The organism is Thiosocius teredinicola (assembly GCF_002009425.1).
GTDB classification, from domain to species: Bacteria; Pseudomonadota; Gammaproteobacteria; order Chromatiales; family Chromatiaceae; genus Thiosocius; species Thiosocius teredinicola.
Genome location: NZ_CP019936.1, coordinates 2,818,290 through 2,840,850, shown reverse-complemented (window position 1 = coordinate 2,840,850; position 22,561 = coordinate 2,818,290). Strand labels below are relative to the sequence as shown.

General features: G+C 60.6%; 15 protein-coding genes. 11 read left to right on the top strand and 4 right to left on the bottom strand.

Annotation, left to right across the window (positions count from 1 at the left end; all coding sequences use genetic code 11):
• Positions 1-40: 40 nt before the first annotated feature.
• Together phbB and B1781_RS13510 are read right to left on the bottom strand one after the other, a co-directional pair.
• Entirely contained in the window at positions 41-778 is a 738-nt protein-coding gene (phbB, locus tag B1781_RS13515) for an acetoacetyl-CoA reductase (RefSeq protein ID WP_078120164.1), read from the bottom strand.
• A 1-nt stretch (position 779) separates the two neighbouring features.
• The gene (locus tag B1781_RS13510) at positions 780-1,967 is read right to left on the bottom strand and encodes an acetyl-CoA C-acetyltransferase (protein WP_078120163.1); all 1,188 of its coding nucleotides are present in this window, start codon (positions 1,965-1,967) and stop codon (positions 780-782) included.
• Between the two features lie 232 nt (positions 1,968-2,199).
• On the opposite strand from B1781_RS13510, the gene phaE reads away from it, so the two are divergent.
• The 10 genes from phaE (at position 2,200) to ppsA (ending at position 17,474) form a co-directional block, all read left to right on the top strand.
• Positions 2,200-3,672 (top strand): class III poly(R)-hydroxyalkanoic acid synthase subunit PhaE, encoded by a 1,473-nt coding sequence (gene phaE, locus B1781_RS13505; RefSeq protein ID WP_078120162.1) that lies wholly within the window; start codon positions 2,200-2,202, stop codon positions 3,670-3,672.
• A 30-nt stretch (positions 3,673-3,702) separates the two neighbouring features.
• A complete protein-coding gene (locus B1781_RS13500) occupies positions 3,703-4,767 on the top strand; it encodes a class III poly(R)-hydroxyalkanoic acid synthase subunit PhaC (RefSeq protein WP_078120161.1) in 1,065 nt (354 codons plus the stop codon).
• A gap of 465 nt (positions 4,768-5,232) precedes the next feature.
• On the top strand, positions 5,233-7,428 hold the full coding sequence (locus B1781_RS13495) for a malate synthase G (RefSeq protein WP_078120160.1): 2,196 nt from the start codon (positions 5,233-5,235) through the stop codon (positions 7,426-7,428).
• A gap of 16 nt (positions 7,429-7,444) precedes the next feature.
• Positions 7,445-9,187 carry an NAD-dependent malic enzyme gene (locus tag B1781_RS13490; protein ID WP_078120159.1) on the top strand — a complete coding sequence of 581 codons (1,743 nt, stop codon included), beginning with the start codon at positions 7,445-7,447 and terminating at the stop codon, positions 9,185-9,187.
• A gap of 344 nt (positions 9,188-9,531) precedes the next feature.
• A complete protein-coding gene (aceA, locus tag B1781_RS13485; RefSeq protein ID WP_078120158.1) occupies positions 9,532-10,839 on the top strand; it encodes an isocitrate lyase in 1,308 nt (435 codons plus the stop codon).
• Positions 10,840-10,935: 96 nt separating this feature from the next.
• Positions 10,936-12,798, top strand: coding sequence for a bifunctional isocitrate dehydrogenase kinase/phosphatase (gene aceK / locus B1781_RS13480; protein ID WP_334223721.1), 1,863 nt, complete (start codon positions 10,936-10,938; stop codon positions 12,796-12,798).
• Positions 12,799-12,807: 9 nt separating this feature from the next.
• Positions 12,808-13,299 carry a ribonuclease E activity regulator RraA gene (rraA, locus tag B1781_RS13475; RefSeq protein WP_078120157.1) on the top strand — a complete coding sequence of 164 codons (492 nt, stop codon included), beginning with the start codon at positions 12,808-12,810 and terminating at the stop codon, positions 13,297-13,299.
• 144 nt (positions 13,300-13,443) lie between these two features.
• Positions 13,444-14,280, top strand: a complete 837-nt coding sequence (locus B1781_RS13470; protein WP_125932083.1) for a ferredoxin reductase domain-containing protein — start codon at positions 13,444-13,446, stop codon at positions 14,278-14,280.
• The gene (locus B1781_RS13465; RefSeq protein WP_078120155.1) at positions 14,273-15,082 is read left to right on the top strand and encodes a pyruvate, water dikinase regulatory protein; all 810 of its coding nucleotides are present in this window, start codon (positions 14,273-14,275) and stop codon (positions 15,080-15,082) included. The genes B1781_RS13470 and B1781_RS13465 overlap by 8 nt, the downstream gene beginning before the upstream one ends.
• Before the next feature lie 22 nt (positions 15,083-15,104).
• Entirely contained in the window at positions 15,105-17,474 is a 2,370-nt protein-coding gene (gene ppsA / locus B1781_RS13460) for a phosphoenolpyruvate synthase (RefSeq protein ID WP_078120154.1), read from the top strand.
• A 23-nt stretch (positions 17,475-17,497) separates the two neighbouring features.
• On the opposite strand, the gene B1781_RS13455 is transcribed toward ppsA, so the two are convergent.
• Together B1781_RS13455 and phnD are read right to left on the bottom strand one after the other, a co-directional pair.
• Positions 17,498-19,378: a putative bifunctional diguanylate cyclase/phosphodiesterase gene (locus B1781_RS13455; RefSeq protein WP_125932082.1), complete on the bottom strand. Its 1,881-nt coding sequence runs from the start codon at positions 19,376-19,378 to the stop codon at positions 17,498-17,500.
• On the bottom strand, positions 19,365-20,270 hold the full coding sequence (gene phnD / locus B1781_RS13450) for a phosphate/phosphite/phosphonate ABC transporter substrate-binding protein (RefSeq protein ID WP_078120152.1): 906 nt from the start codon (positions 20,268-20,270) through the stop codon (positions 19,365-19,367). Before phnD ends, B1781_RS13455 begins: the two co-directional genes overlap by 14 nt.
• A 359-nt stretch (positions 20,271-20,629) precedes the next feature.
• Here phnD and B1781_RS13445 point away from each other — a divergent pair, with 359 nt between their 5' ends.
• Positions 20,630-22,555 (top strand): propionyl-CoA synthetase, encoded by a 1,926-nt coding sequence (locus tag B1781_RS13445; protein WP_334223989.1) that lies wholly within the window; start codon positions 20,630-20,632, stop codon positions 22,553-22,555.
• Positions 22,556-22,561: the final 6 nt, after the last annotated feature.

Here is a 22,561-nt window from a genome sequence, read left to right as displayed (position 1 = left end):
CGCAACCTGTGGCGGGTGTTTTGCCCGCCACAGGGTGATTTCACTGCATATGTTGACCGCCGTTGGCGGCCAGATTGGCACCGGTGATGAAGCCGGCATCGTCGGACACTAAGAAGGCGATCAGCCCGGCGATCTCTTCCGGCCGGCCGAGCCGTCCTACCGGGATCTGGGCAATGATCTGCTCGCGTACATCTTCGCGAACGGCCATGACCATGTCGGTGGCGATGTAGCCGGGCGATACCGTGTTAACGGTCACGCCCTTGCGCGCCACTTCCTGCGCCAGCGCCATGGTGAAACCGTGCATGCCCGCCTTGGCGGCACAGTAGTTGGTCTGGCCGAAACAGCCTTTCTGCCCGTTGATCGACGACACGTTGACCACCCGTCCCCAGCCGCGTTCGGCCATGCCGTTAACGAACTGGTGGCAGACGTTGAACACGCTGTCGAGGTCGGCGTTGATTACCGCACGCCAGTGTTCGACAGAGGTCTTCTTAAACGACGCGTCGCGTGTGATCCCGGCATTGTTGATCACGATGTCGACGTTGCCCAGCGCGTCATCCAACTGGGTTTTCATCTTTGCGCAATCGTCGTAATCACCGACGTCACAAGCGATCAGGACCGGATCGTAATCCTGCTCGGCGGCCCAGGCCTCGGCCTTTTCCTGGTTTCTGTAGGTGGTGGCGATACGGGCACCGGCGGCTGCCAATCGTTGACAGATCGCCGTGCCGATACCACCTGTTCCACCGGTTATTAGTGCTACCTTATCTTTTAACTCATGCATATCACTCCACGCTCTCTACGGCCATGGCGACGCCTTGACCGCCGCCAATACAGAGTGTAGCCAAACCTTTTTTGGCCTGTTCACGCTGCATGCCGTGGAGGAGAGTGACGAGTACGCGCGCACCGGATGCGCCGATAGGGTGACCAATCGAGATGGCGCCGCCGGAGACGTTGACCTTGGCGGTATCCCAGCCCAGTTCCTTGTTGACCGACATCGCCTGGGCGGCAAAGGCCTCGTTGGCTTCGACCAGATCCAGATCGCCGACCGACCAGCCGGCCTTTTCCAGGCATTTCTGGGTGGCCGGGATCGGGCCGGTGCCCATGATCGCCGGATCGACGCCGGCGCTGGAGAAGGACACGATTCTGACCAGCGGCTTCAGACCCAGCTCGGCGGCCTTTTCCGCCGACATGACCACAACAGCGGCCGCCCCATCGTTGATGCCCGAGGCGTTGCCGGCGGTTACGGTGCCGTCTTTCTTGAACGCAGGACGCAGGCCGCCGAGTTTCTCTGCAGTGGTGCCGGCGCGTGGGAATTCGTCCTTGGCGAAAACTACCGGATCGCCTTTGCGCTGCGGGATCTCGACCGGCACGATCTCGGCATCGAAGTTACCGGCCGCCTGGGCCTTCTCGGTACGGTTCTGCGATTCGGCGGCGAACAGATCCTGCTCGGCACGGGTGAAGCTGTACTTCTCGGCGATGTTCTCGGCGGTGATGCCCATGTGGCAGTCGTTGAACGCGCACCACAGACCGTCTTTGATCATGGTGTCGGTCATGGCCCAGTCACCCATCATCTTGCCGTTGCGCGACGAGGGCAGTACGTGCGGCGAGGCGCTCATGTTTTCCTGGCCACCAGCGATCACGATGTCTGCGTCACCGCACTGCACGGCCTGGAAGGCGAGGTGCACGGCTTTGAGGCCACTTCCGCAAACCTTGTTGATGGTCATGGCCGGCGTTTCCTGCGACAGGCCTGCCTCGATGACCGTTTGGCGCGCGGGGTTCTGGCCGCTACCGGCGGTCAGCACCTGGCCCAGAATGACCTCGTCGATCTGGTCCGATTTGAGACCGGTGCGTTCCAGCAGGTTTTTGACCACGGTGGCGCCCAGGCGGTGTGCGGGAACGCCCGCCAGGCTGCCGCCGAAAGAACCGATTGCGGTGCGCGCGGCGGCGACGATAACGACATCTTTGCTCATGAAATCCTCCGATTGATACGTCCCCTGGGATTGAGCAGGGGGCGCTAAAGATCACTAGAATGCCAGCGTTGCGCCGGATTTATTCTGCTGCTGCCCGGTCGCGCCGTCTGAACTTTGTTGCACTGCACAAGAGCGCATGTTAACGTGTTTTGGTGCAACGCACAATTCCGGAATCAAACCCGGTTGATGGGCCGCATTTGCTACTGCCAACAATTATCTGGACCTCCAAATTATGAGTACCAATCCGAATTTCTGGAACGAGTCAGTGCTGAAAGACTGGGCAGAAACCCAGCGCAAATACTGGGAAACCTGGAACGACTTTGCCAAAAACAGCGGTATGGGCCTCGGCATGGGCAGTACGCCGAACAACCCGTTTGCCGGCATGAATCCGTTCGCCGCCAATGCCTTCGCGCAAAACCCGTTTGCCGCCAATGCATTCGCCCAGAATCCATTCGCGCAAAATCCGTTCGCGCAGAACGCATTCAGCGTCAACCCGTTTGCCAACGCCGCCAACAGTAACCCTTTCATCGGGGCACTGGAACAGTGGTGGTCGAGTCTGAAACCCGGCGTCGAGGGCGACCTCAGCTCGGTTGCGCAGCGTTTCTACGATATGGGCAAGTCTTTCATGTCGATGGCCGAGGGCGCGTTTTCGGCATCGTCGGATGATCAGCCGGAAGCGGCCATGCAGTTCTGGATGTCGTCGATGCAGGCGATGCTGCAGCAGTGGATCACCCAGATACAGAACAACATTGATATCGCGACACCTGATCTGCCGGGTATCAGCGGCACCGCACTGAGCAGCTGGGCGCAGCTTGCCGATTCGGTTGCGCCCTGGCTCAACATGTCGCAGAGCTACCTCAAGGATGTCGCCGAAGGCCACCTGCCGGGCGGTGTCGAGATGCCGGGTATCGGTGCGGCGCAGGAGCAGTTCTGCCGCGCGCTGTCGATGCCGGGCCTGGGTTACAACCGCGAGCAGCAGGAGCGTCTGCAGCAGCTGGCGCGTCACCTCCTGGCTTATCACGACTCGCTGCGCGCCTATAAGCTGGCGTTCGCCAAGACGGCGCTGGCCTCGCTCGAGTCGGTGCAGAACGGCTGGCGCGAACTGCACGAGAAAGGCGAGAAGATCGAGAGCCTGCGTGCCCTGTACGACATGTGGGTCGACGCCAGCGAAGAGGCTTACGCCGATTTCGCGATGAGCGACGAGTACCAGGTGGTCTACGGCGATCTGGTCAACGCCCTGATGCGCGTTCGCCAGGATATGAACCACCTCGCCGAACAGCAGTACGAGCTGATGAACCTGCCGACGCGCACCGAGATGGATACCGTGCAGCGTCGCCAGCAGGAGCATCGCCGCGACAAGCGCCACCTGGAAAAAGAGATTGCCGAGTTGCGCGCCCAGATCGAGAAACTGAGCAAGGGCAGTGCGGCCGGCGGCAGCCGCGCTGCATCGGCCAAAGCCAAGCCGAAGGCCAAGGCGCCGGCACAGGACAGCCTGCCGATCGAAGACTCGGAAGACGACCTGACCCAAATCAAGGGCATCGGTCCGAAGATGGCCGAGAAGCTGTACGAGCAGGGCATCAAGAACTTCGCGCGGCTGGCGGAGATCAACACCAAGTTTGCCGAAGAGCTCGATGAAACGCTCAAGGCGCAGGGACGTATTCTGCGCGAAGACTGGATCGGGCAGGCCAAGAAACTGCTGGGTTAACGACACGAGATTCCACAGGGGATATTCCGCATGCTTCCTTTTCAACTGCGTCCCGACGAGATCCTCAACGAGGCTCGCGACTTCAACGAAAAACTGGCCAAAGGTGTCGGCAACCTGATGGACGTCGGTGACATCCCGTCCGGGGTGACGCCGAAAGAACCGGTCTACAAAGAAGACAAGATGGTGTTGTATCGCTACAAGAGCGAAACGCCGGCGAAGAACAAGACACCGTTGCTGATCGTTTACGCGCTGGTCAACCGGCCGTACATGACCGACCTGCAAGAGAACCGCTCGACCATTCGCGGTCTGCTCGATGCCGGTCAGGATGTGTACCTGATCGATTGGGGCTACCCGGATGCGGCCGACCGCTTCCTGACCATGGACGACTACATCAACGGCTACCTCGATCGCTGCGTCGACGTGATCTGTGCGCGCCACGGTATCGACAAGGTCAACCTGCTCGGCATCTGCCAGGGTGGGGCATTCAGCCTGTGCTACAGCGCGATGCATCCGGAGAAGGTCAGGAACCTGGTGACCATGGTCACCCCGGTCGACTTCAAGACGCCGGACAATATGCTCAGCCACTGGGTACAGAACGTCGACATCGATCTGCTGGTCGACACCCAGGGCAATATCCCGGGCGAGATGCTGAACTGGACCTTCCTGAACCTGAAGCCTTACCAGCTGATGGCGCAGAAGTACCTGGGCGTGGTCGACCTGATGGACGATCCCAAGGCGCTGAAGAACTTTATGCGCATGGAGAAGTGGATCTTCGACAGCCCCGACCAGGCAGGCGAGACCTTCCGTCAGTTCATCAAGGATTTCTTCCAGCAGAACAAGCTGATCAAGGGCGAGGTGCAGATCGGCGACGAGATCGTCAACTTGCGCAAGGTCACGATGCCGGTGCTCAACGTGTTCGCCGAGCAGGATCACCTGGTGCCGCCGGACGCCTCCAAGGCGCTCGAAAAGCACGTCGGTACCAAGGACTACACCGAGCTGTCGTTCCCGGGTGGCCACATCGGTATCTATGTGAGCGGCAAGGCGCAGAAGACCATTCCGCCGGCGATCGGGGAGTGGCTGGATAAGCGCTCCTGAGTCAGACCCGTCCAGCGGGTGCCGGTGTGTATGCGCCGGCACCCCATCCATCTCGTTTCATTCCTAACGCTTTCTCTCCTACCACCCGGTGGTACGCCGCAATAACCGTTTCCACATCGTGGAAGAAAAGGTGGATTTTGCGGTCGATTCGGCGCTCACCATTGGATCGCACAGTGCGCAATCCGTGCGCCCGGTAAGCGGGTGGGTGCCACTTTCAGTGCGCTCGCTTACCGGGCACCGTGTTCCTGTTTCGCGTAAGGGATTGGTTTGTAGCCATGTGCGGCGCCCAAGGCCGCGATTAGACACGGTGAAAACCGGCGCGCAGTGTCGGATTTATCCACGGATGGCATGCACCATAATTGCGCTGGCTTATGATGAGGCCGGCAGATTCCCTATAAGAATTTCGCCTGTGGCGCTCTTAGTCTATCGCCCCACAGATTAGGCGTAGATTAGGGAATTGTTGTCATGACAGAACGCGTAGCCGCCGGCGACCTGCAGGTCGCGAAACCCCTTTACGATTTCATCCAAGAGCAGGCGTTGCCGGGCACCGGCGTCGCTGCCGAGGCATTCTGGCAGGGCTTTGCCAAGCTCGTTGTCGACCTCGCGCCGGTCAACAAGAGTCTGCTCAGCAAGCGTGATCAGATCCAGGCCCAGATGGACGAATGGTGCCAGGCGCGCAAGGGCCAGGCACTCGACATGGGCGAGTACAAATCGTTTCTCGAAGCGATCGGTTACCTGGTGCCCGAAGGCGATGATTTTTCGATCACCACGGCAAACGTGGATGACGAAATCGCGAACATCGCAGGTCCGCAGCTCGTGGTGCCGGTCAACAATGCGCGCTACGCATTGAATGCCGCCAATGCGCGCTGGGGCAGCCTGTACGACGCCTTCTACGGTACCGACGTGATCCCGGAAGACGGCGGCCTCGAAAAGGGATTGACCTTCAATCAGAAGCGCGGCGAGGCAGTGGTTGCACGTGCCATTCAGTTCCTCGACAAGGCAGTACCGCTGACCGACGGTTCGCACGCCGACGTCACCGAGTATTCCTTGGTCAGCTTCAACGACCACGTCGGCCTGGCAGCGACGCTCAAGGACGGGGTCACGACAGGCCTGGTCGATCCGGCCGAGTTTGTCGGCTACCGCGAAAAAGACGGTGCGCTGAGCCACATCCTGATCAGCGATAACGGTCTGCACATCGACATCGTGATTGACCCGGAGCACCCGGTAGCCAAGCTGCATCCGGCCGGCGTACGCGACGTCGTTGTCGAATCGGCGATCACCACGATCATGGATTGCGAAGACTCGGTCGCGGCCGTCGATGCCGAAGACAAGGTGCAGGTCTACAGCAACTGGCTGGGCCTGATGCGCGGCGACCTGACGGAAACCTTCTACAAGAAGGGTCAGCCGGTCGAGCGTGTGTTGAACTCCGATCGCGTCTACACCTCGTCGCGCGACGGCGACCTGGTGCTGCCCGGTCGCAGCATGATGCTGGTGCGCAACGTCGGCCACCTGATGACCAACGATGCGATCCTGATGGCGGATGGCAACGAGATTCCGGAAGGCATCATGGACGCGATGGTGACCAGCCTGATCGCGATGCACGATCTGCTCGGCAAAGGTAAGTACCGCAACTCGCGCACCGGCAGCGTCTACATCGTCAAGCCCAAGATGCATGGCCCTGAAGAGGTCGCCTTTACCAACACCTTGTTCGGCCGCGTCGAAGACGTGCTGGGCCTGGCGCGAAACACGCTCAAGGTGGGCATCATGGATGAAGAGCGCCGCACCACGGTCAATCTCAAAGAATGCATCCGCGCCGCCAGCGAGCGCGTGATCTTCATCAACACCGGTTTCCTCGATCGCACCGGCGACGAGATCCACACCAGCATGGAACTGGGTCCGGTGCTGCCGAAGGCGGAAATCAAGAACGAGAAGTGGATCGCCGCCTACGAATACTGGAACGTCGACAACGGTTTGGCCTGCGGGCTGGCCGGACGTGCACAGATCGGCAAGGGCATGTGGCCGATCCCCGATCAGATGGCCAATATGCTCAAGACCAAGGGCGCACACCCGAACGCCGGGGCAAACTGTGCGTGGGTTCCGTCGCCGACCGCCGCGACCCTGCACTCTATGCACTATCACGACATCGACGTGGCGGCGCGCCAGGAAGAGCTCAAGTCACGCCCGCGGGCCAGCCTCGATGACATCCTGACGCCGCCATTGCTGCGTGATCCGACGTCGTTGAACGCTGAACAGATCCAGCGCGAACTCGACAACAATGCGCAAGGCATCCTCGGCTATGTGGTTCGCTGGATCGACCAGGGCGTCGGTTGTTCGAAGGTGCCCGACATCAACGATGTCGGTCTGATGGAAGACCGTGCAACGCTGCGTATCTCGAGTCAGCACATGGCCAACTGGCTGCACCACGGCATCTGCGACGAGGCGCAGGTTATGGAGACGTTCAAGCGCATGGCCGTCGTCGTCGACAAGCAGAACGCGCAGGATCCGGCCTACAAGCCGATGGCCCCCGGTTTCGACGGCGTCGCTTTCCACGCCGCGCTCGACCTGGTGTTGAAGGGGCGGGTGCAGCCCAATGGTTACACCGAACCGGTATTGCACGCACGGCGTGCACAGTTGAAAGCTACGCTTGAAAACGTAGCCTGATCACTTTGGAGCAGCAATGGCGCGCCTGAGCCCCTATTTCTCGTACAAGCACGACGACAACGGCAACGCTTACCTGGAAGTTTATCTGCGAGGTAATGCGCTGTTGAGGATGGCCGCCACCAACAAGGGCACGGCGTTCAATGAACGTGAGCGCCTCGAACTTGGGCTCGAAGGCATGCTGCCGCCGCAGGTGTGCGGTCTGAAACAGCAGGTTGCGCGCCTGTACCGCGGCTATTGCCGACAGCCGGATGACATCTCCAAGTATCAATACCTGCGCGGTATGCAGGAACGCTCTGAGGTGCGCTTCTACGCAATGCTGCAAGAGCATCTGCAGGAGATGATGCCGATCGTGTATACGCCGACCGTCGGCAAGGCGGTGCAGCAGTACAGCGATCTGTACCAGGCGCCGCGCGGCATCACGGTATCGCCGGCCAACATCGATCACATCGATCAGATCCTGGCCGACTATCCGCTGTACAACGTGCGCATGATCGTTGCGACCGACGCATCGGCGATTCTCGGTATCGGCGACCAGGGCCACGGCGGACTGGCGATCTGCATCGGCAAGCTTGCCCTGTACACGGCAGGGGCCGGCGTCAGCCCGTTCCATACGATGCCGGTCAATATCGATGTCGGCACCGATCGCACCGAGTTGCTCGAAGACCCGGACTATCTCGGCGTGCACCAACCGCGTCTGCGCGGTGATGCCTATTTCGAATTGCTGGATCGTTTCGTCGACGCCGTCAAACGTCGTTGGCCCAAGGCCACGATCCAATGGGAAGACTTCGCCAAGGACGTCGCCTTCAAGGTGCTGGCGCGCTACAAGGATCGCATCTCATCGTTCAACGACGATATCCAGGGCACCGGCGCGGTGACCCTGTCCGGCCTGATCGCGGCGTGCAAGCTGAAAGGTGAATCGCTCGCCAAACAACGTATCGTGGTTGTCGGCGCCGGCGCCGGCGGTGTGGGCGTCGCCAAGTCGATTCAGGATGGCCTGGTGCACGAAGGCCTGACGCGCGAACAGGCCCGGCGGCAGATGTTCGTGATGGATGCGCACGGTCTGGTGGTCGACGGCGTGTCGTCGCAGGAATACCAGCTGCCAGTCAGCCAGTTTGCCGATACCTATGCCGGTTGGACGATCGCCGGCGAGGTGCCGTCGCTGATGGAAGTTATCGATCAGGCCAAGCCGACCATCCTGCTCGGCCTCACCGGTGTCAGCGGGTTGTTCTCGGAACCGATCGTGAAACACATGGCGCGCAACGCCGAGCGACCGATCATCTTTCCGTTGTCGAACCCGACCTCGAATTGCGAGGCGATTCCGCAGGACCTGGTCGCCTGGACTGAGGGTAAGGCGATCATTGCGACCGGCAGCCCGTTCGACGATGTCGAATACGAGGGCAAACGCCATCCGGTCGGGCAGGGCAACAACGCCTTCGTGTTCCCCGGCATCGGGTTCGCCGCCATTCTCGGCCGCTGCCACCGGATCAGCGACGCCATGATCATCGAATCGGCCTTCGCGCTCGCCGAGTACACCGAACGCCACTACCAGTCGCGTGAACTCATCTTCCCGCCGATCAACGATCTGCGCGAGGTCAGCATGACCGTCGCCGCACGCGTGCTTGCGGTTGCGTTGCGTGACGGTTCGGCGGGCCGTTCCGACCTCGATCCCGACGATCTGGCCGGTTTGAGCGAATACGTGCGTTCGCGGGTGTGGGAGCCGCAGTACCTGCCGTACGTGCTGGCCGAGAACGCGCTGTAGGTAGCGGAAGGGTGCGTCGCTCGACGCCGACGGGGTGTTCGAGGATAGGGTTTATCAATGCTTTGCATTTAGCGCGATTGGCGCGCGGAGCAAATTTATACAAGCTGCTATAACTTGTTGTTATTTAATATTAAAAAATCATCATGCACGAATTCTCCAGGCACGGCAGCACGGCGATTTTGTGATTGATCAAAACCTACGCTAGAGGTTAGTTTTACAAGATTGTTGCAACGCAACAAAACGTTCGACTTGTAGATGCTCGCTGCGGTCCGGCTGGTTGCCCGGTTTTATGTCCGGCCCGGCGCATCTCGACAGAAAACAATGGCATAGACGGGAGTTAGACCATGACCAGAGACGAACAGATCAAGGCGCTCGAGAAGGATTGGGCCGAAAATCCACGTTGGGCGAACGTCAAGCGCGGCTACTCGGCGGAAGACGTTGTCCGCCTGCGCGGATCGATCCAGCCTGAATACACCCTGGCACGCCGCGGCGCGGAGAAGCTGTGGGAGCTGGTGAACGGCAGCGCCAAGAAAGGCTACGTGAATGCGTTCGGCGCAATCACCGCCGGTCAGGCAATGCAGCAGGCCAAAGCCGGCCTGGAAGCGGTTTACCTGTCGGGCTGGCAGGTCGCCGCCGACGGCAACACCTCCGAAACCATGTACCCGGACCAGTCGCTGTACGCCTACGATTCGGTACCGACCATGGTTCGCCGCATCAACAACACCTTCAAGCGTGCCGATGAGATTCAGTGGGGCCGCGGTGTAAACCCGGGCGACGAAGAGTTCGTCGACTACTTCCTGCCGATCGTCGCTGACGCGGAAGCCGGTTTCGGCGGCGTGCTCAACGCATTCGAACTGATGAAGAACATGATCGGCGCAGGCGCCGCTGGTGTGCATTTCGAAGACCAGCTGGCAGCCGTTAAGAAGTGCGGCCACATGGGCGGCAAGGTGCTGGTTCCGACCTCGGAAGCCGTACAGAAGCTGATCGCCGCGCGTCTGGCAGCAGACGTGATGGGCGTTCCGACCATCGTTTTGGCACGTACCGATGCCGAAGCAGCCAACCTGCTGACCTCCGACGTCGACGCAAACGACAAGCCGTTCTGCACCGGTGAGCGTACTGCGGAAGGCTTTTACCGCGTGAAGAACGGCCTCGAGCAGTCGATCAGCCGTGGCGTGGCCTACGCACCGTACGCCGACCTGGTGTGGTGTGAGACCGGCAAGCCGGACATCGGCTTCGCGCGTGAATTCGCCCAGGCGGTTCTGGCAGAGAACCCGGGTCAGCTGTTGTCGTACAACTGCTCGCCGTCGTTCAACTGGAAAGCCAACCTCAGCGAATCGCAGATCGCCTCGTTCCAGGACGAGCTGTCGGCACTGGGCTACAAGTACCAGTTCATCACCCTGGCGGGTATCCATGTCAACTGGTACAACACCTTCCAGTTCGCGCATGCATACGCTCGTGGCGAAGGCATGAAGCACTACACCGAAATGGTCCAGGAGCCGGAATTCGCTGCACGCGAGAAGGGTTACACCTTCGTATCGCACCAGCAGGAAGTCGGCGCCGGTTACTTCGACGATGTCACCACCGTGATTCAGGGTGGCGCTTCGTCGGTTACCGCACTGACCGGTTCGACCGAAGAGGAGCAGTTCGGCTAAACGAACCGCCGGGGCCTGGGCCGTTACCGGTTGGAAGACCAGCCGTGACGGTTCCGGGCCCTGTCGTTTCGATAACGACACAACGGACCAGACTCAGTGGCCGAAACCTTGCGCGAACCCAGTGGTGTGACGCCATCGAAGAACGGTGGTGGTGCCGAGGTGCGACAGACGTCATCATTGCACCCGAACACAGCGGCACCATTGGTAGAGCAAGCGCGCGTGACTGAACTCAATGCACGTCGTATCGCGGAGACGATACTCGACGGTTTCAACCGCCACTATCGTATCTTTCTCGAGATCACCGCCCAGGCACGCGAACGCTTCGAAACCTGCGATTGGCAGGGTCAGCGCCAGGCGGCCAGCGATCGTATCAATCTCTATACGCAGCGCGTCGGTGAAGCCACCGAGCGTCTGAAAACCGAATTCAAACTCGCGGGCGTGGTCGACGAAGAACTGTGGCGCGAGGTCAAGCTGCGCTATATCGGCCTGCTGTACGAACACAAGCAACCGGAACTGGCCGAGACCTTCTACAACTCGGTATTCACCTGGTTGTTCGACCGTCGCTATTACAATAACGACAACATCTTCGTCCGCCCGGGACTGTCGACCGAGTATCTCGACGAGAACGACCCGGTCTACGACAGCTACTATCCGACACGCCGTGGCCTTACCCAGTCGGTGCGCGCGATCCTCGAGGCATTTCCCTGTTCATTGCCGTTCGAGAATCTGAAGCGCGATGTGCGCCGCCTGGTCACCCACGTCAAGAAGACCCGTCTGCCGGGGCTCGAGCTGCGCCGGCATTTCCATTTCCAGGTACTGCGCGCACCTTTCTACCGTAACAAGGCGGCGTACATCGTCGGGCGGGCGATCAACGGCGCCGAAGTGTTGCCGTTTGTCATTCCGATTCTCAACAACGGCAAAGGGCAGGTGTACGTCGACACGGTGTTGATGGACGGCGACGACATCGCCAACCTGTTCAGTTTTGCGCGCGCCTATTTCATGGTCGAAACGACCACGCCAGCCGCAGTGGTGCATTTTCTCAACCGCATGCTGCCGACCAAGACCAAGGCCGATCTGTACACTGCAATCGGCCTGCAGAAGCAGGGCAAGAGCGAGTTCTACCGCGGCTTTCTGCATCACCTGTCGCACTCGACCGATCAGCTCGAGATCGCACCCGGTGTGAAGGGCATGGTCATGACGGTGTTCACGATGCCGTCGTACCCGTACGTGTTCAAGGTGATCAACGACTACTTTCCGCCGCCCAAGGAAGTCGACCGCGAGACGGTCAAGCGCAAGTACCAGATCGTCAAGATGCACGATCGTGTCGGACGCATGGCCGATACCTTGGAATACTCGCATGCTGCATTTCCGTTGGCGCGGATCACCGACGATCTGTTGGAAGAGCTGAAGAAGAAGTGCGGTAAGAGCTTGGAGTTCGAAGGCGATCAGGTCATCGTGCGTCACCTCTACATCGAACGTCGGCTCGATCCGCTCAACCTGGTCTTCCAGTCCGCTTCGAAAGAACAGAAAGAGGCCTGCATCATCGGCTTCGGCAATGCGGTGAAAGAAATGGCGGCAGCCAACATCTTTCCCGGCGACTTGCTGTACAAGAACTTCGGTGTGACCCGCCATGGCCGCGTGATCTTTTACGACTATGACGAGATCGAGTTCATGACCGATATGAACTTTCGTCATATCCCGGCGCCTCGCACACCCGAGGACGAGATGGCTGCCGAACCCTGGTACTCGGTGGCGCCGAACGATGTGTTTCCCGAAGAGTTCGCCAGTTTTCTGCTGGTTGACCCGGAACTGCGCAAGGCCTTTATGCAACATCATCGCGACCTGTTGGACGCCGAGTATTGGAAAGGTGTGCAGTCGGACATTCGCGAAGGTCTGCAACGTGACGTCTTTCCCTATGCGAGCAGCAAACGATTTCGCACAATCTATGGCAAGGAATAACGAACGACCATGAGTTTCAAGACAGCTGATCTATGCGATGACCATGCAGAGTCTGTGCAGATCTGTGAGCCGATCTTCTCGAGCTTCGGTGGAAAGGCGAGGTTTGCGGGCCGGATCTCGACCATCAAATGCTTCGAAGACAACTCGCTGGTGCGCGAAGCGGTCGGTGAACCCGGTGAAGGGCGTGTGCTGGTGGTCGATGCGGGCGGTTCAAAGCGCTGCGCGATGCTCGGCGACCTGCTGGCCGCCAAAGCCGTCGACAACGGCTGGTCGGGTGTCGTGATGTACGGCCTGATTCGCGATTCGGCAGACATTGCGCAAATGGACCTCGGGGTGAAGGCGCTGGGAACCTATCCCCTCAAGAGCGTGAAGAAGGGGATCGGCGAACGCGACGTACCGGTCAAGTTCGGCGGTGTCAGTTTCGCGCCGGGGCATTATCTGTACGCTGACGAAGACGGCATCATCTGCAGTGAATCGTCGTTGCTCGCGTCGGGGGAATGAAACACGGATCGGCGTTCGCGTCGACGCGTGTCCGGATTACTGACAGACTACACTGACACTGAGAGATCAAGGTTCATGTGCCGGGGTGCGCGCAACGCGTGAAGCGGTTGAACCGGCACACAATAGAGGTGGAGGGGTTACACGATGAGCAGACCTGAAATGGTCGCCGAACCGATTGCCGCACGGATCGTCCACAAGTCCGAAATGGAGGGCGAAGTGGGGTCGGTGCGCGTCATCAAGATGATGCTCAACCTGATGCCGGCCGGCCGCAAGTTTGAGGCGGGTTCGGACATCGCGTTTCTCGCACCGGGCTATGCGGCAGACGATCTGGAGCACGGGCTGCGCCACTTCACGATCGAGGCCGTCGGCAGGGTACCGTTTGAAGACTCGGTCGATCTGACGATCTATGTCCGCGATGTTCGTTCCGCGGATAAAAAGGGTATCGCTCAGCATCTCGCCGGTTTGAACCAGGGCGACTCGGTCCAGGTCTACGGCCCGGCGCCGTATCCGTTCTATCCACCGATGGGTTCGCGCAGCAACGTCATCATGATCGGCGCCGGCACGGGCATGGTGCCGTTCCGCTGGCTGGCGCTGAAGATTCAACAGCGCAAGCTCGACTGGATGGGCAAGGTGCTGATGCTCGAAGGCAACGAGACCGGTGTTGAACACCTGTACGCCAACGAGCCGGGCATCAACCAGGATCAGTATTTCGACGCGGCGACCTACCGCGCATTCGAGGCGTTGAAAACCCGCTATTCCGCGACCGCGTCGGACAGTGCCCCGGGGGCAGAGGCCAACATGGAGGCCATGTGGCGATTGATGGGCCAGGGCAGTGTGTTTGTCTACCTCGCCGGCCACCGCTCGGTAGCGAAGGCCTTGGACGAGGCGATGTCGAAGCATCTGCGTCTGGCCGGTCGCTGGGATGAGGCCAAGGCGGCCTTGAAGCGCGACGGCCATTGGCTGGAATACCTGTATGACTGAAGCCGTCAGTCGCTCGGTGTACTTCGTCTCCGAAAGCACGGGGATCACGGCCGAGGCGTACGGGCAGAGTCTGTTGTCGCAGTTCGGCGATACCAAGTTCATCAAACGCTACACGCCGTTCATCAACACGCGTGAGAAGGCGCAGGCACTGGCCAGTGAACTGGGGCATCGGGCGGAAGCGGAAGGGCAGCAGGCGATCGTGTTCGCCACCATGGTCGATGAAGAGATCAACTCGATTTTGAAACAGGCCCAATGCCACTATTTCGAGTTATTCGATCGCTTCATGCCGGAGCTGATAGAGGCAACCGGTTTGCAGCCGACGCGCAAATCGGGCATCAGTCACGGACTGGTGAACCTGGACAACTACGAGGCGCGAATCGACACGATCAACTACGCGCTGAGTAACGACGATGGCATGCGCCTGAACAAGTTCGACAAGGCGGATGTCATCCTGGTCGGCGTGTCGCGGTCGGGCAAGACGCCGACCTGCCTGTACCTGGCATTGCACTTCGGTATGCGGGCGGCGAACTATCCGATCACGGAAGAGGACTTTGAGCGCGGCGAATTGCCCGACGAACTGCTGAAGCAGTCCGCCAAGGTGTTTGCGCTGACGATCGAGCCCGAACGTTTGGCCGCCATCCGCGAGCTGCGCCGACCGGAGAGCGACTATGCAACGCTGCGTCGTTGCTACAAGGAAGTGCAGATGGCGCAAGACATGTTTCACCGTTACGGTTTTACGGTGTTGGATTCCACGACGCATTCGATCGAAGAGTTGGCGTCATTGATCAAGAAGAGCCTTTGAGCGGGCAAAGTAGAGGAAAACAATGAGCGATTACATCCTGTGGCTGCATGAGGTCGAGATGAGCGATGTCGACCGTGTGGGCGGCAAGAATGCGTCTCTGGGAGAAATGCTGCGCAACCTGACGGCCGACGGCAGTGTGAAAGTGCCCGGCGGCTTTGCGACGACCGCGCACGCCTATCGCGAGTTTCTGGCCCACGAAGGCCTCGCCGACAGGATCAACAAGACGCTGGATGAGCTCAACGTCGACGATGTTGCAACCCTGGCGCAGACCGGCAAGCAGATCCGCCAGTGGGTCATGGACACACCGTTCCCACCGGCTCTGGACGCGGCGATCGCCGAAGCCTATGCGACGTTGGAAAAAGAATACGGCACCGAGGTGACCTGGGCCGTGCGTTCGTCGGCGACCGCCGAAGACCTGCCGGATGCCTCGTTTGCCGGTCAGCAAGAGACGGTGCTCAACGTCTCGGGCCTGGCCGATATCAAGATGCGTATCCATGAGGTGTTTGCCTCGCTGTTCAACGATCGAGCGATCTCGTACCGCGTGCACCAGGGCTTCGATCACTCACAGGTCGCCCTGTCGGCCGGCATTCAGAAGATGGTGCGTTCCGATATCGGTGCGTCGGGCGTCATGTTCACCCTCGATACCGAAAGCGGCTTCCGCGACGCGGTATTCGTTACCGCCAGTTACGGCCTGGGTGAAATGGTCGTACAGGGCGCGGTCAACCCGGACGAGTTCTACGTGCACAAGCCGACGCTGGCCGCCGGTCGCCCGGCGATCCTGCGTCGCAATGTCGGTAGCAAGGCGATCAAGATGATCTATGCCGAGGGCGGTGAGCATCCGGTGGCGACGGTGCCGGTCGACGAAGCCGAGCGCCGCCAGTTCTGTCTGACCGACGAGCAGGTGGAAGAACTGGCCAAGCAGGCCGTACACATCGAGAAGCACTATGGCCGACCGATGGACATCGAGTGGGCACTCGACGGTCTCGATGGCGAACTGTACGTGGTGCAGGCGCGGCCGGAGACCGTACAGAGCCGTAGCGGTAACGTTATCGAACGCTACGAGATGAAGCAGAAGTCGAAGGTGCTGGTCGAGGGGCGCTCGATCGGCGCGCGTATCGGCAAAGGCAAGGCGCGGGTCATCGCCAGCCTCGACGACATGGACAAAATCGCTGAAGGCGATGTGCTGGTCACCGACATGACCGACCCGGACTGGGAACCGATCATGAAACGTGCCTCGGCGATCGTGACCAACCGCGGTGGGCGTACCTGTCACGCGGCCATCATCGCGCGTGAGTTGGGTGTACCGGCGGTCGTCGGTTGCGGCGACGCGACCGACCTTGTCAAAGACGGTCAGCCGGTGACGGTTTCGTGCGCCGAGGGCGATACCGGCTTCGTGTATGACGGTGAACTCGATTTCGAGTTGAAGACGGTCGAGCTCGACAGCATGCCGGACGTGCCGGTCAAGGTCATGATGAACGTCGGTAACCCCGAGCGTGCCTTCAGCTTTGCACAGATTCCGAATGCCGGCGTGGGCCTGGCGCGCCTCGAGTTCATTATCAACAACATGGTCGGCATCCATCCGCAGGCCCTGCTGCAACTCGAACGGGTGCCGGCCGACGTGCGTGCCGAAATCGACGAACGCATTGCTGCCTACGGCGATCCGCGTGAGTACTTCGTCAAGCGTGTCGTCGAAGGTATCTCGACGCTGGCGGCGGCGTTCCATCCGCAACCGGTCATCCTGCGTATGTCCGACTTCAAGTCGAACGAATACGCCAACCTGGTCGCGGGCACACTGTACGAGCCGGACGAAGAGAACCCGATGATCGGCTTCCGTGGTGCGTCGCGCTACCTGTCGCCGAACTTCCGTGCCTGCTTCGATATGGAGTGCGAGGCGATCCGCCGGGTGCGCAACGAGATGGGGCTGACCAACCTCGAGATCATGATCCCGTTCGTGCGTACGCTGGAAGAGGCCGATGGCGTCATCAAGCTGCTGGCCGAGAACGGACTGGAGCGCGGCAAAGACGGTCTGCGCGTGATCATGATGTGCGAACTGCCTTCGAACGCAGTGCTCGCCGATGAGTTCCTCGAATACTTCGACGGCTTCTCAATCGGTTCCAACGACATGACGCAGCTGACGCTCGGCCTCGACCGCGATTCGGGCCTGATTGCACATCGTTTCGATGAACGTAACCCTGCGGTACTCAAGATGCTGGATATGGCGATCACCGCATGCCGCAAGGCGGACAAGTACGTCGGCATCTGCGGTCAGGGTCCGTCGGATCACCCGGACCTCGCCAAGTGGCTGCTCGATCGTGGTATCAACAGCATCTCGCTGAACCCCGATACCGTTATCGATACCTGGCTGTATCTGGCAGGTCAGAAAGACGTCTGACCGGAGATCGGATCGCCGCGTGCTCAGGGATGCTGGGCGGCGCGGCGAGACTCTGCTTCGCTGGCGATAACCGCCTGTTCGAAGGCCTCGGCATCCAGCGGCCGGTGGAGCAGGTAGCCCTGGGCGAAATCGCACCCTTGTCGGCGGACATAGGCCAACTGGTCCCCCGACTCCACGCCTTCGGCGAGTATCTTCTTGCCCATGCTGTGTCCCATGGCGACCACCGCTTGCACGATCGCGCAATCCTGCGGGTCGTCGGGAAGGTCTTTGACGAAGGTGCGGTCGATCTTCAACACGTCCACCGGCAGGTGCTTGAGATAGCCGAGCGACGAATAGCCGGTGCCGAAGTCATCCAGCGATACGTGACTGCCGAGGGTGCGCATATGTTCAAGGCCCGAGATGGTCTCCTCGGAGGCCTCGATCAACGCGCGCTCGGTCAGTTCGATGCCGATGTCTGCGGGATTCAGTCCGTGTTGTTTCAAGGTTTGCAGCAGGTAGGGGATCACGTCGCGGATCACCAGGCTGCCACCTGACAGATTGATATCGACACGCACATCGCGCATGCCTCGATGCTTCCATGCCGCGCGTTGCTGAATCGCCTGGTTGATCACGAAGGTCTGCACCTGCTTCATCAGCGCCGACTGCTCGGCAATCGGTATGAACTCCTCCGGCGAGATGTGCGTACCGCCGGTTCCCCAGCGGATCAAGGCCTCGCAACTGACGATCAGGCCGGTTTCGATATCGATCTGCGGTTGATAGACCAGGTACAGCTCGTCGTTCTCGAACGCGCGGTGCAGGCTCTGCTCGATGTGTTGTCGATGGGCGACCGCTTCGTTCATCGATGGCGCATAGAAGCGGAAGGTATTGCGGCCGGCTTCTTTGGCGGTGTACATAGCCGCATCCGCCTTGCGCAGCAGGTCGCCGGGCGACCCGCCATCGTCGGGGTACATGCTGATACCGATACTCGAGGACACCACCAGTTCCTGGCCGACGACCTCGATGCGCGGCTCGAGGGCGCGAATGATCTTTTCCGCCACGTGTTCGACCTCGTCGACCGAGCCGATGCTCGACAGCAGCACGATGAATTCGTCGCCGCCGAAACGGGCAAGCAGGTCGTAACCGCGCAGGCAGGTGCCCATGCGATCCGCCACCGATTTGAGCAGCGTGTCGCCGGCTTCGTGGCCGAATGAATCGTTGATCGTCTTGAAGTTGTCGAGGTCGATGAACAGCAGGGCGAGCTTGCGTTTGAAGCGCCCGGCCTCGGCGATGCGCAGCCAAAGCTGTTCGTCGAGCATGTAGCGGTTCGGCAGCCCGGTGAGGGCATCGAGTGTGGCCATGCGTTCCAAGGCGTTTTGTGCCTCGAGCCGGCGGTCGTATTCGTCCTGGGTCAACTGAACCTGGCGGCGATGGCGCATCAATTGATAGATCATGATCACGCCAAGCAACTCGAGCGTGACGAAGGCGCCGGCCAGTTGCCAACCCAGCATCGCGATGTTCTCGTAAACCGGCTCGAGCGTCTGTTCGATGAACAGCGTGGCGGTGCCGCGGTAGGAGTACGGCAGCTCTTCGGTTTGCTGTTGTACCCGGTCGTCGCGCAGGTCGCGGCGGAATTCACCGAGTACGAAACCGTTCTCGGCAGTGAGGCGCAGCTGCGTGGTGGTGCTGTTGAGCTCGCCCCAGGCCTTGATCTGATCGCGCAGCTGGTAGAAATCGCCGTTGCGTAGCGATGACCCGAGGATATGGCGCAGGTATGAAGACTCGGTTGTGATCGCAGCGCGTGCTTGGTCGAGCCGCGCGATCCGTTCGTTGGTATAGATCGACAGGGTGATGGCACCCGCCAGCACGGTAATGATGCCCCACGAGAGCCAGAACCCACGAAACTGCCGAAATCTACTTTGCGGCACGTTCTTGCTCCGCTGGTTGTTCCACTGTCGACAGCAGTTGGCGCAGTTTGTCGAATCGCTCGTCGCTGGCGGCAACCAAGCCGGTAGCGTGTGAATTTATCGCGCGCAGCGCCATTCTGCCCCGGTAACTATATTGCAGGCCGAGCAGGAGTTCGCGCAGTTTTTCGACCAGTGCCGGCGGCATGTCCGAGCGGGCGACGAACAGGTGCTCGGGAGCGTCCGGCAAGGTTGCCAGGGATCGGATGCCCAGCGGCGCAAACTCGTGATAGGTGGTGTCATTGACCGCGCCGGCGTCATTGTGGCCGCTCAATACGGCGAGGGCGACGTTGGTGTATCCGCGGTAATGGGTATATCCCGACAGGTCCTTCAGGCGCACACCCTGGTCCGCCAGCGCGGCGCTCGGAATCACGGTGCCCATCGTCGAATACGGATCGGAGAATGCGAACGACTTGCCCTTGAGATCGCGGATGCCGCCCAGATGGCTGCTGGTCGGGACGATGATGTGCCCCTTCATCGAGGGTATGCCCTGGTGGGACATCTGCGCGAGCAAGGGTTTCCTACCAAAGCGTTTGACCATCTCGATGTACGACACCGGTCCGAGAAAGGCGATGTCGATAGCGTCCTTACCGATCTCGACCAGGTGTTCCTCGTAGTCCCTACCGATACGCACGTGCACCGGTCGATCGAGTTCTTCAGCCAGGTAGTGGGCCAGTGGTTGAAATCGGCCCTGCAGGTCGGCGTAGGGCAGAAACGGATGAACGCCGATGATCAGGCTTTTTTTGGAGGGTGACGCGGCTGAGGCCGGGCCGAGGGGCGAAGCCAGGACAGCGAAAAGGAGCAGAGCGACGGCTACCCGCCATGCTGGCCAGAAACTGCAGCACTGGTTCGACATGCTCTCCTTCTCGCGGCACCCACGCGGCCGAGTCGGCCGGTCTAACGGGTGGCCGGACCTCGTTATTAGGAATCTTAGTGTTATCGGTGTGTTCCGCCAGGGCTTTAACGACTTACTTCACATTTTCGGTCATCGCCGGCCATCCCGGCCGCCCGCCCGAAGGCCCGAATCCGTCGACAATTGAATTCCATGTGTCGACACATTTGAAAAACCAATAGTAGAAAGTGGCTGTTTTTATGTCGCAGCGGCGGCTTCGCAGCTAATATTGTCGACAATAACGAGCCGGTAGCGATGTTCAGCCGGCCTGGCGTTCGCACTAGTTGCACCGCAACCCGAACTCACCTGCGCGCAAGGCCCGGGTGCTGACCCAACGACAAAGAGGCAAAAATATGAGCAATTACAAGGCGCTCTACGAACGATCGTTAGCGGACCCGGCCGGGTTCTGGGGTGAAGCAGCAGCCTCGCTGCATTGGGACAAGCCGTGGGAGCAGGTACTCGACCTCGACGCCAAGCCCGTCCCGCGCTGGTTTGCCGGCGGTCAGCTCAATACCTGCTTCAATGCGGTCGACCGGCACGTCGAGGCCGGCCATGGTGAGCGCGCCGCGCTGATCTACGATTCGCCGGTCACCGACCAGAAAAAGACCTACACCTACGCCGAGCTGCGCGACGCGGTCGCGAGCTTTGCCGGCGCGCTGCGCGAGCAGGGTGTCGAGAAGGGCGATCGCGTACTCATTTACATGCCGATGATCCCCGAAGCGGCCATTGCCATGCTGGCGACGGCGCGCCTCGGCGCGATCCATTCGGTGGTGTTCGGCGGTTTCGCCGCCAACGAACTGGCCACGCGAATCAACGACGCCAAGCCGAAGGTCATCGTCAGTGCCTCGTGCGGCATCGAGCCCAACCGCGTGGTGGTGTACAAGCCGCTGCTGGATGCGGCGGTTGAGCAGTCGGTGCACAAGCCGAGCGCCTGCATCATCAAGGCGCGCCCGCAGGCCGAGGCGCCGCTGGTAGATGGTCGCGACCTCGACTGGGATGCGGCGGTCAGCGCAGCCACGCCGGCCGATTGCGTAGCAGTCGAAGCGACCGACCCGCTGTACATCCTGTATACCTCGGGCACCACCGGTCAGCCCAAGGGTGTGGTGCGCGACAACGGCGGCCACGCCGTGGCGATGCACTGGACCATGAAGAACATCTACAACGTCGAGGCCGGCGATGTGTACTGGGCGGCCTCCGATGTCGGCTGGGTGGTCGGCCACAGCTATATCGTTTATGCGCCGCTGCTGGCGGGCTGCACGACCCTGATGTACGAAGGCAAGCCGGTCGGCACGCCCGACCCAGGCGCCTTCTGGCGGGTGATCAGCGAGCACAAGGTAAAGGTGTTGTTCACCGCGCCGACCGCGTTCCGCGCGATCAAGAAAGAAGACCCCAACGGCGATCACTTGAAGGACTACGACCTGTCGTGCATGCAGGCGCTGTTCCTCGCCGGTGAGCGTTGCGATCCCGACACGCTGTTCTGGGCGCGCGACAAGTTGCAGAAGCCAGTGGTCGACCACTGGTGGCAGACCGAAACCGGCTGGGCGATCGCCGCCAACCCGATGGGTATCGAGCCGATGGAGATCAAGCCGGGTTCGCCGACCGTGGCGATGCCGGGCTACGACGTGCGCATCCTGTCCGAAGACGGTGACGAGATGCCCGATGGCGAGATGGGCAACATCGTAATCAAGCTGCCGATGGCGCCGTCGTGCCTGCCGACCCTGTGGGGCAACGACAAGCGCTTCATCGACTCGTACCTGAGCAAGTACCCCGGTTTCTACCTGACCGGCGACGCCGGCTACCGCGATGCCGACGGTTACCTGTGGATCATGAGCCGCACCGACGACGTCATCAACGTGGCCGGTCACCGTCTGTCGACCGGCGCGATGGAAGAGGTGCTGGCGGGCCATCCGGATGTCGCAGAGTGCGCGGTGATCGGTGTCAGTGACGCGCTGAAGGGGCAATTGCCGCTCGGCCTGATCGTGCTGAAGGCCGGCGTCGATCGACCGAACGACGAGGTCGCGGCCGAGTTGGTCAAGCGGGTGCGCGATCAGATCGGGCCGGTCGCCGCGTTCAAGCTGGTCGCGATCGTCAAACGCCTGCCGAAGACTCGCTCGGGCAAGATCCTGCGCGGCACCATGGTCAAGATCGCCGATTCGGAAGAGTACAAGATGCCGGCGACGATCGATGACCCGGCGATCCTCGAAGAGATCGCTGCATCGCTGCGCAGCCTGGGATATGCGAAAGGCTGAGCCGCC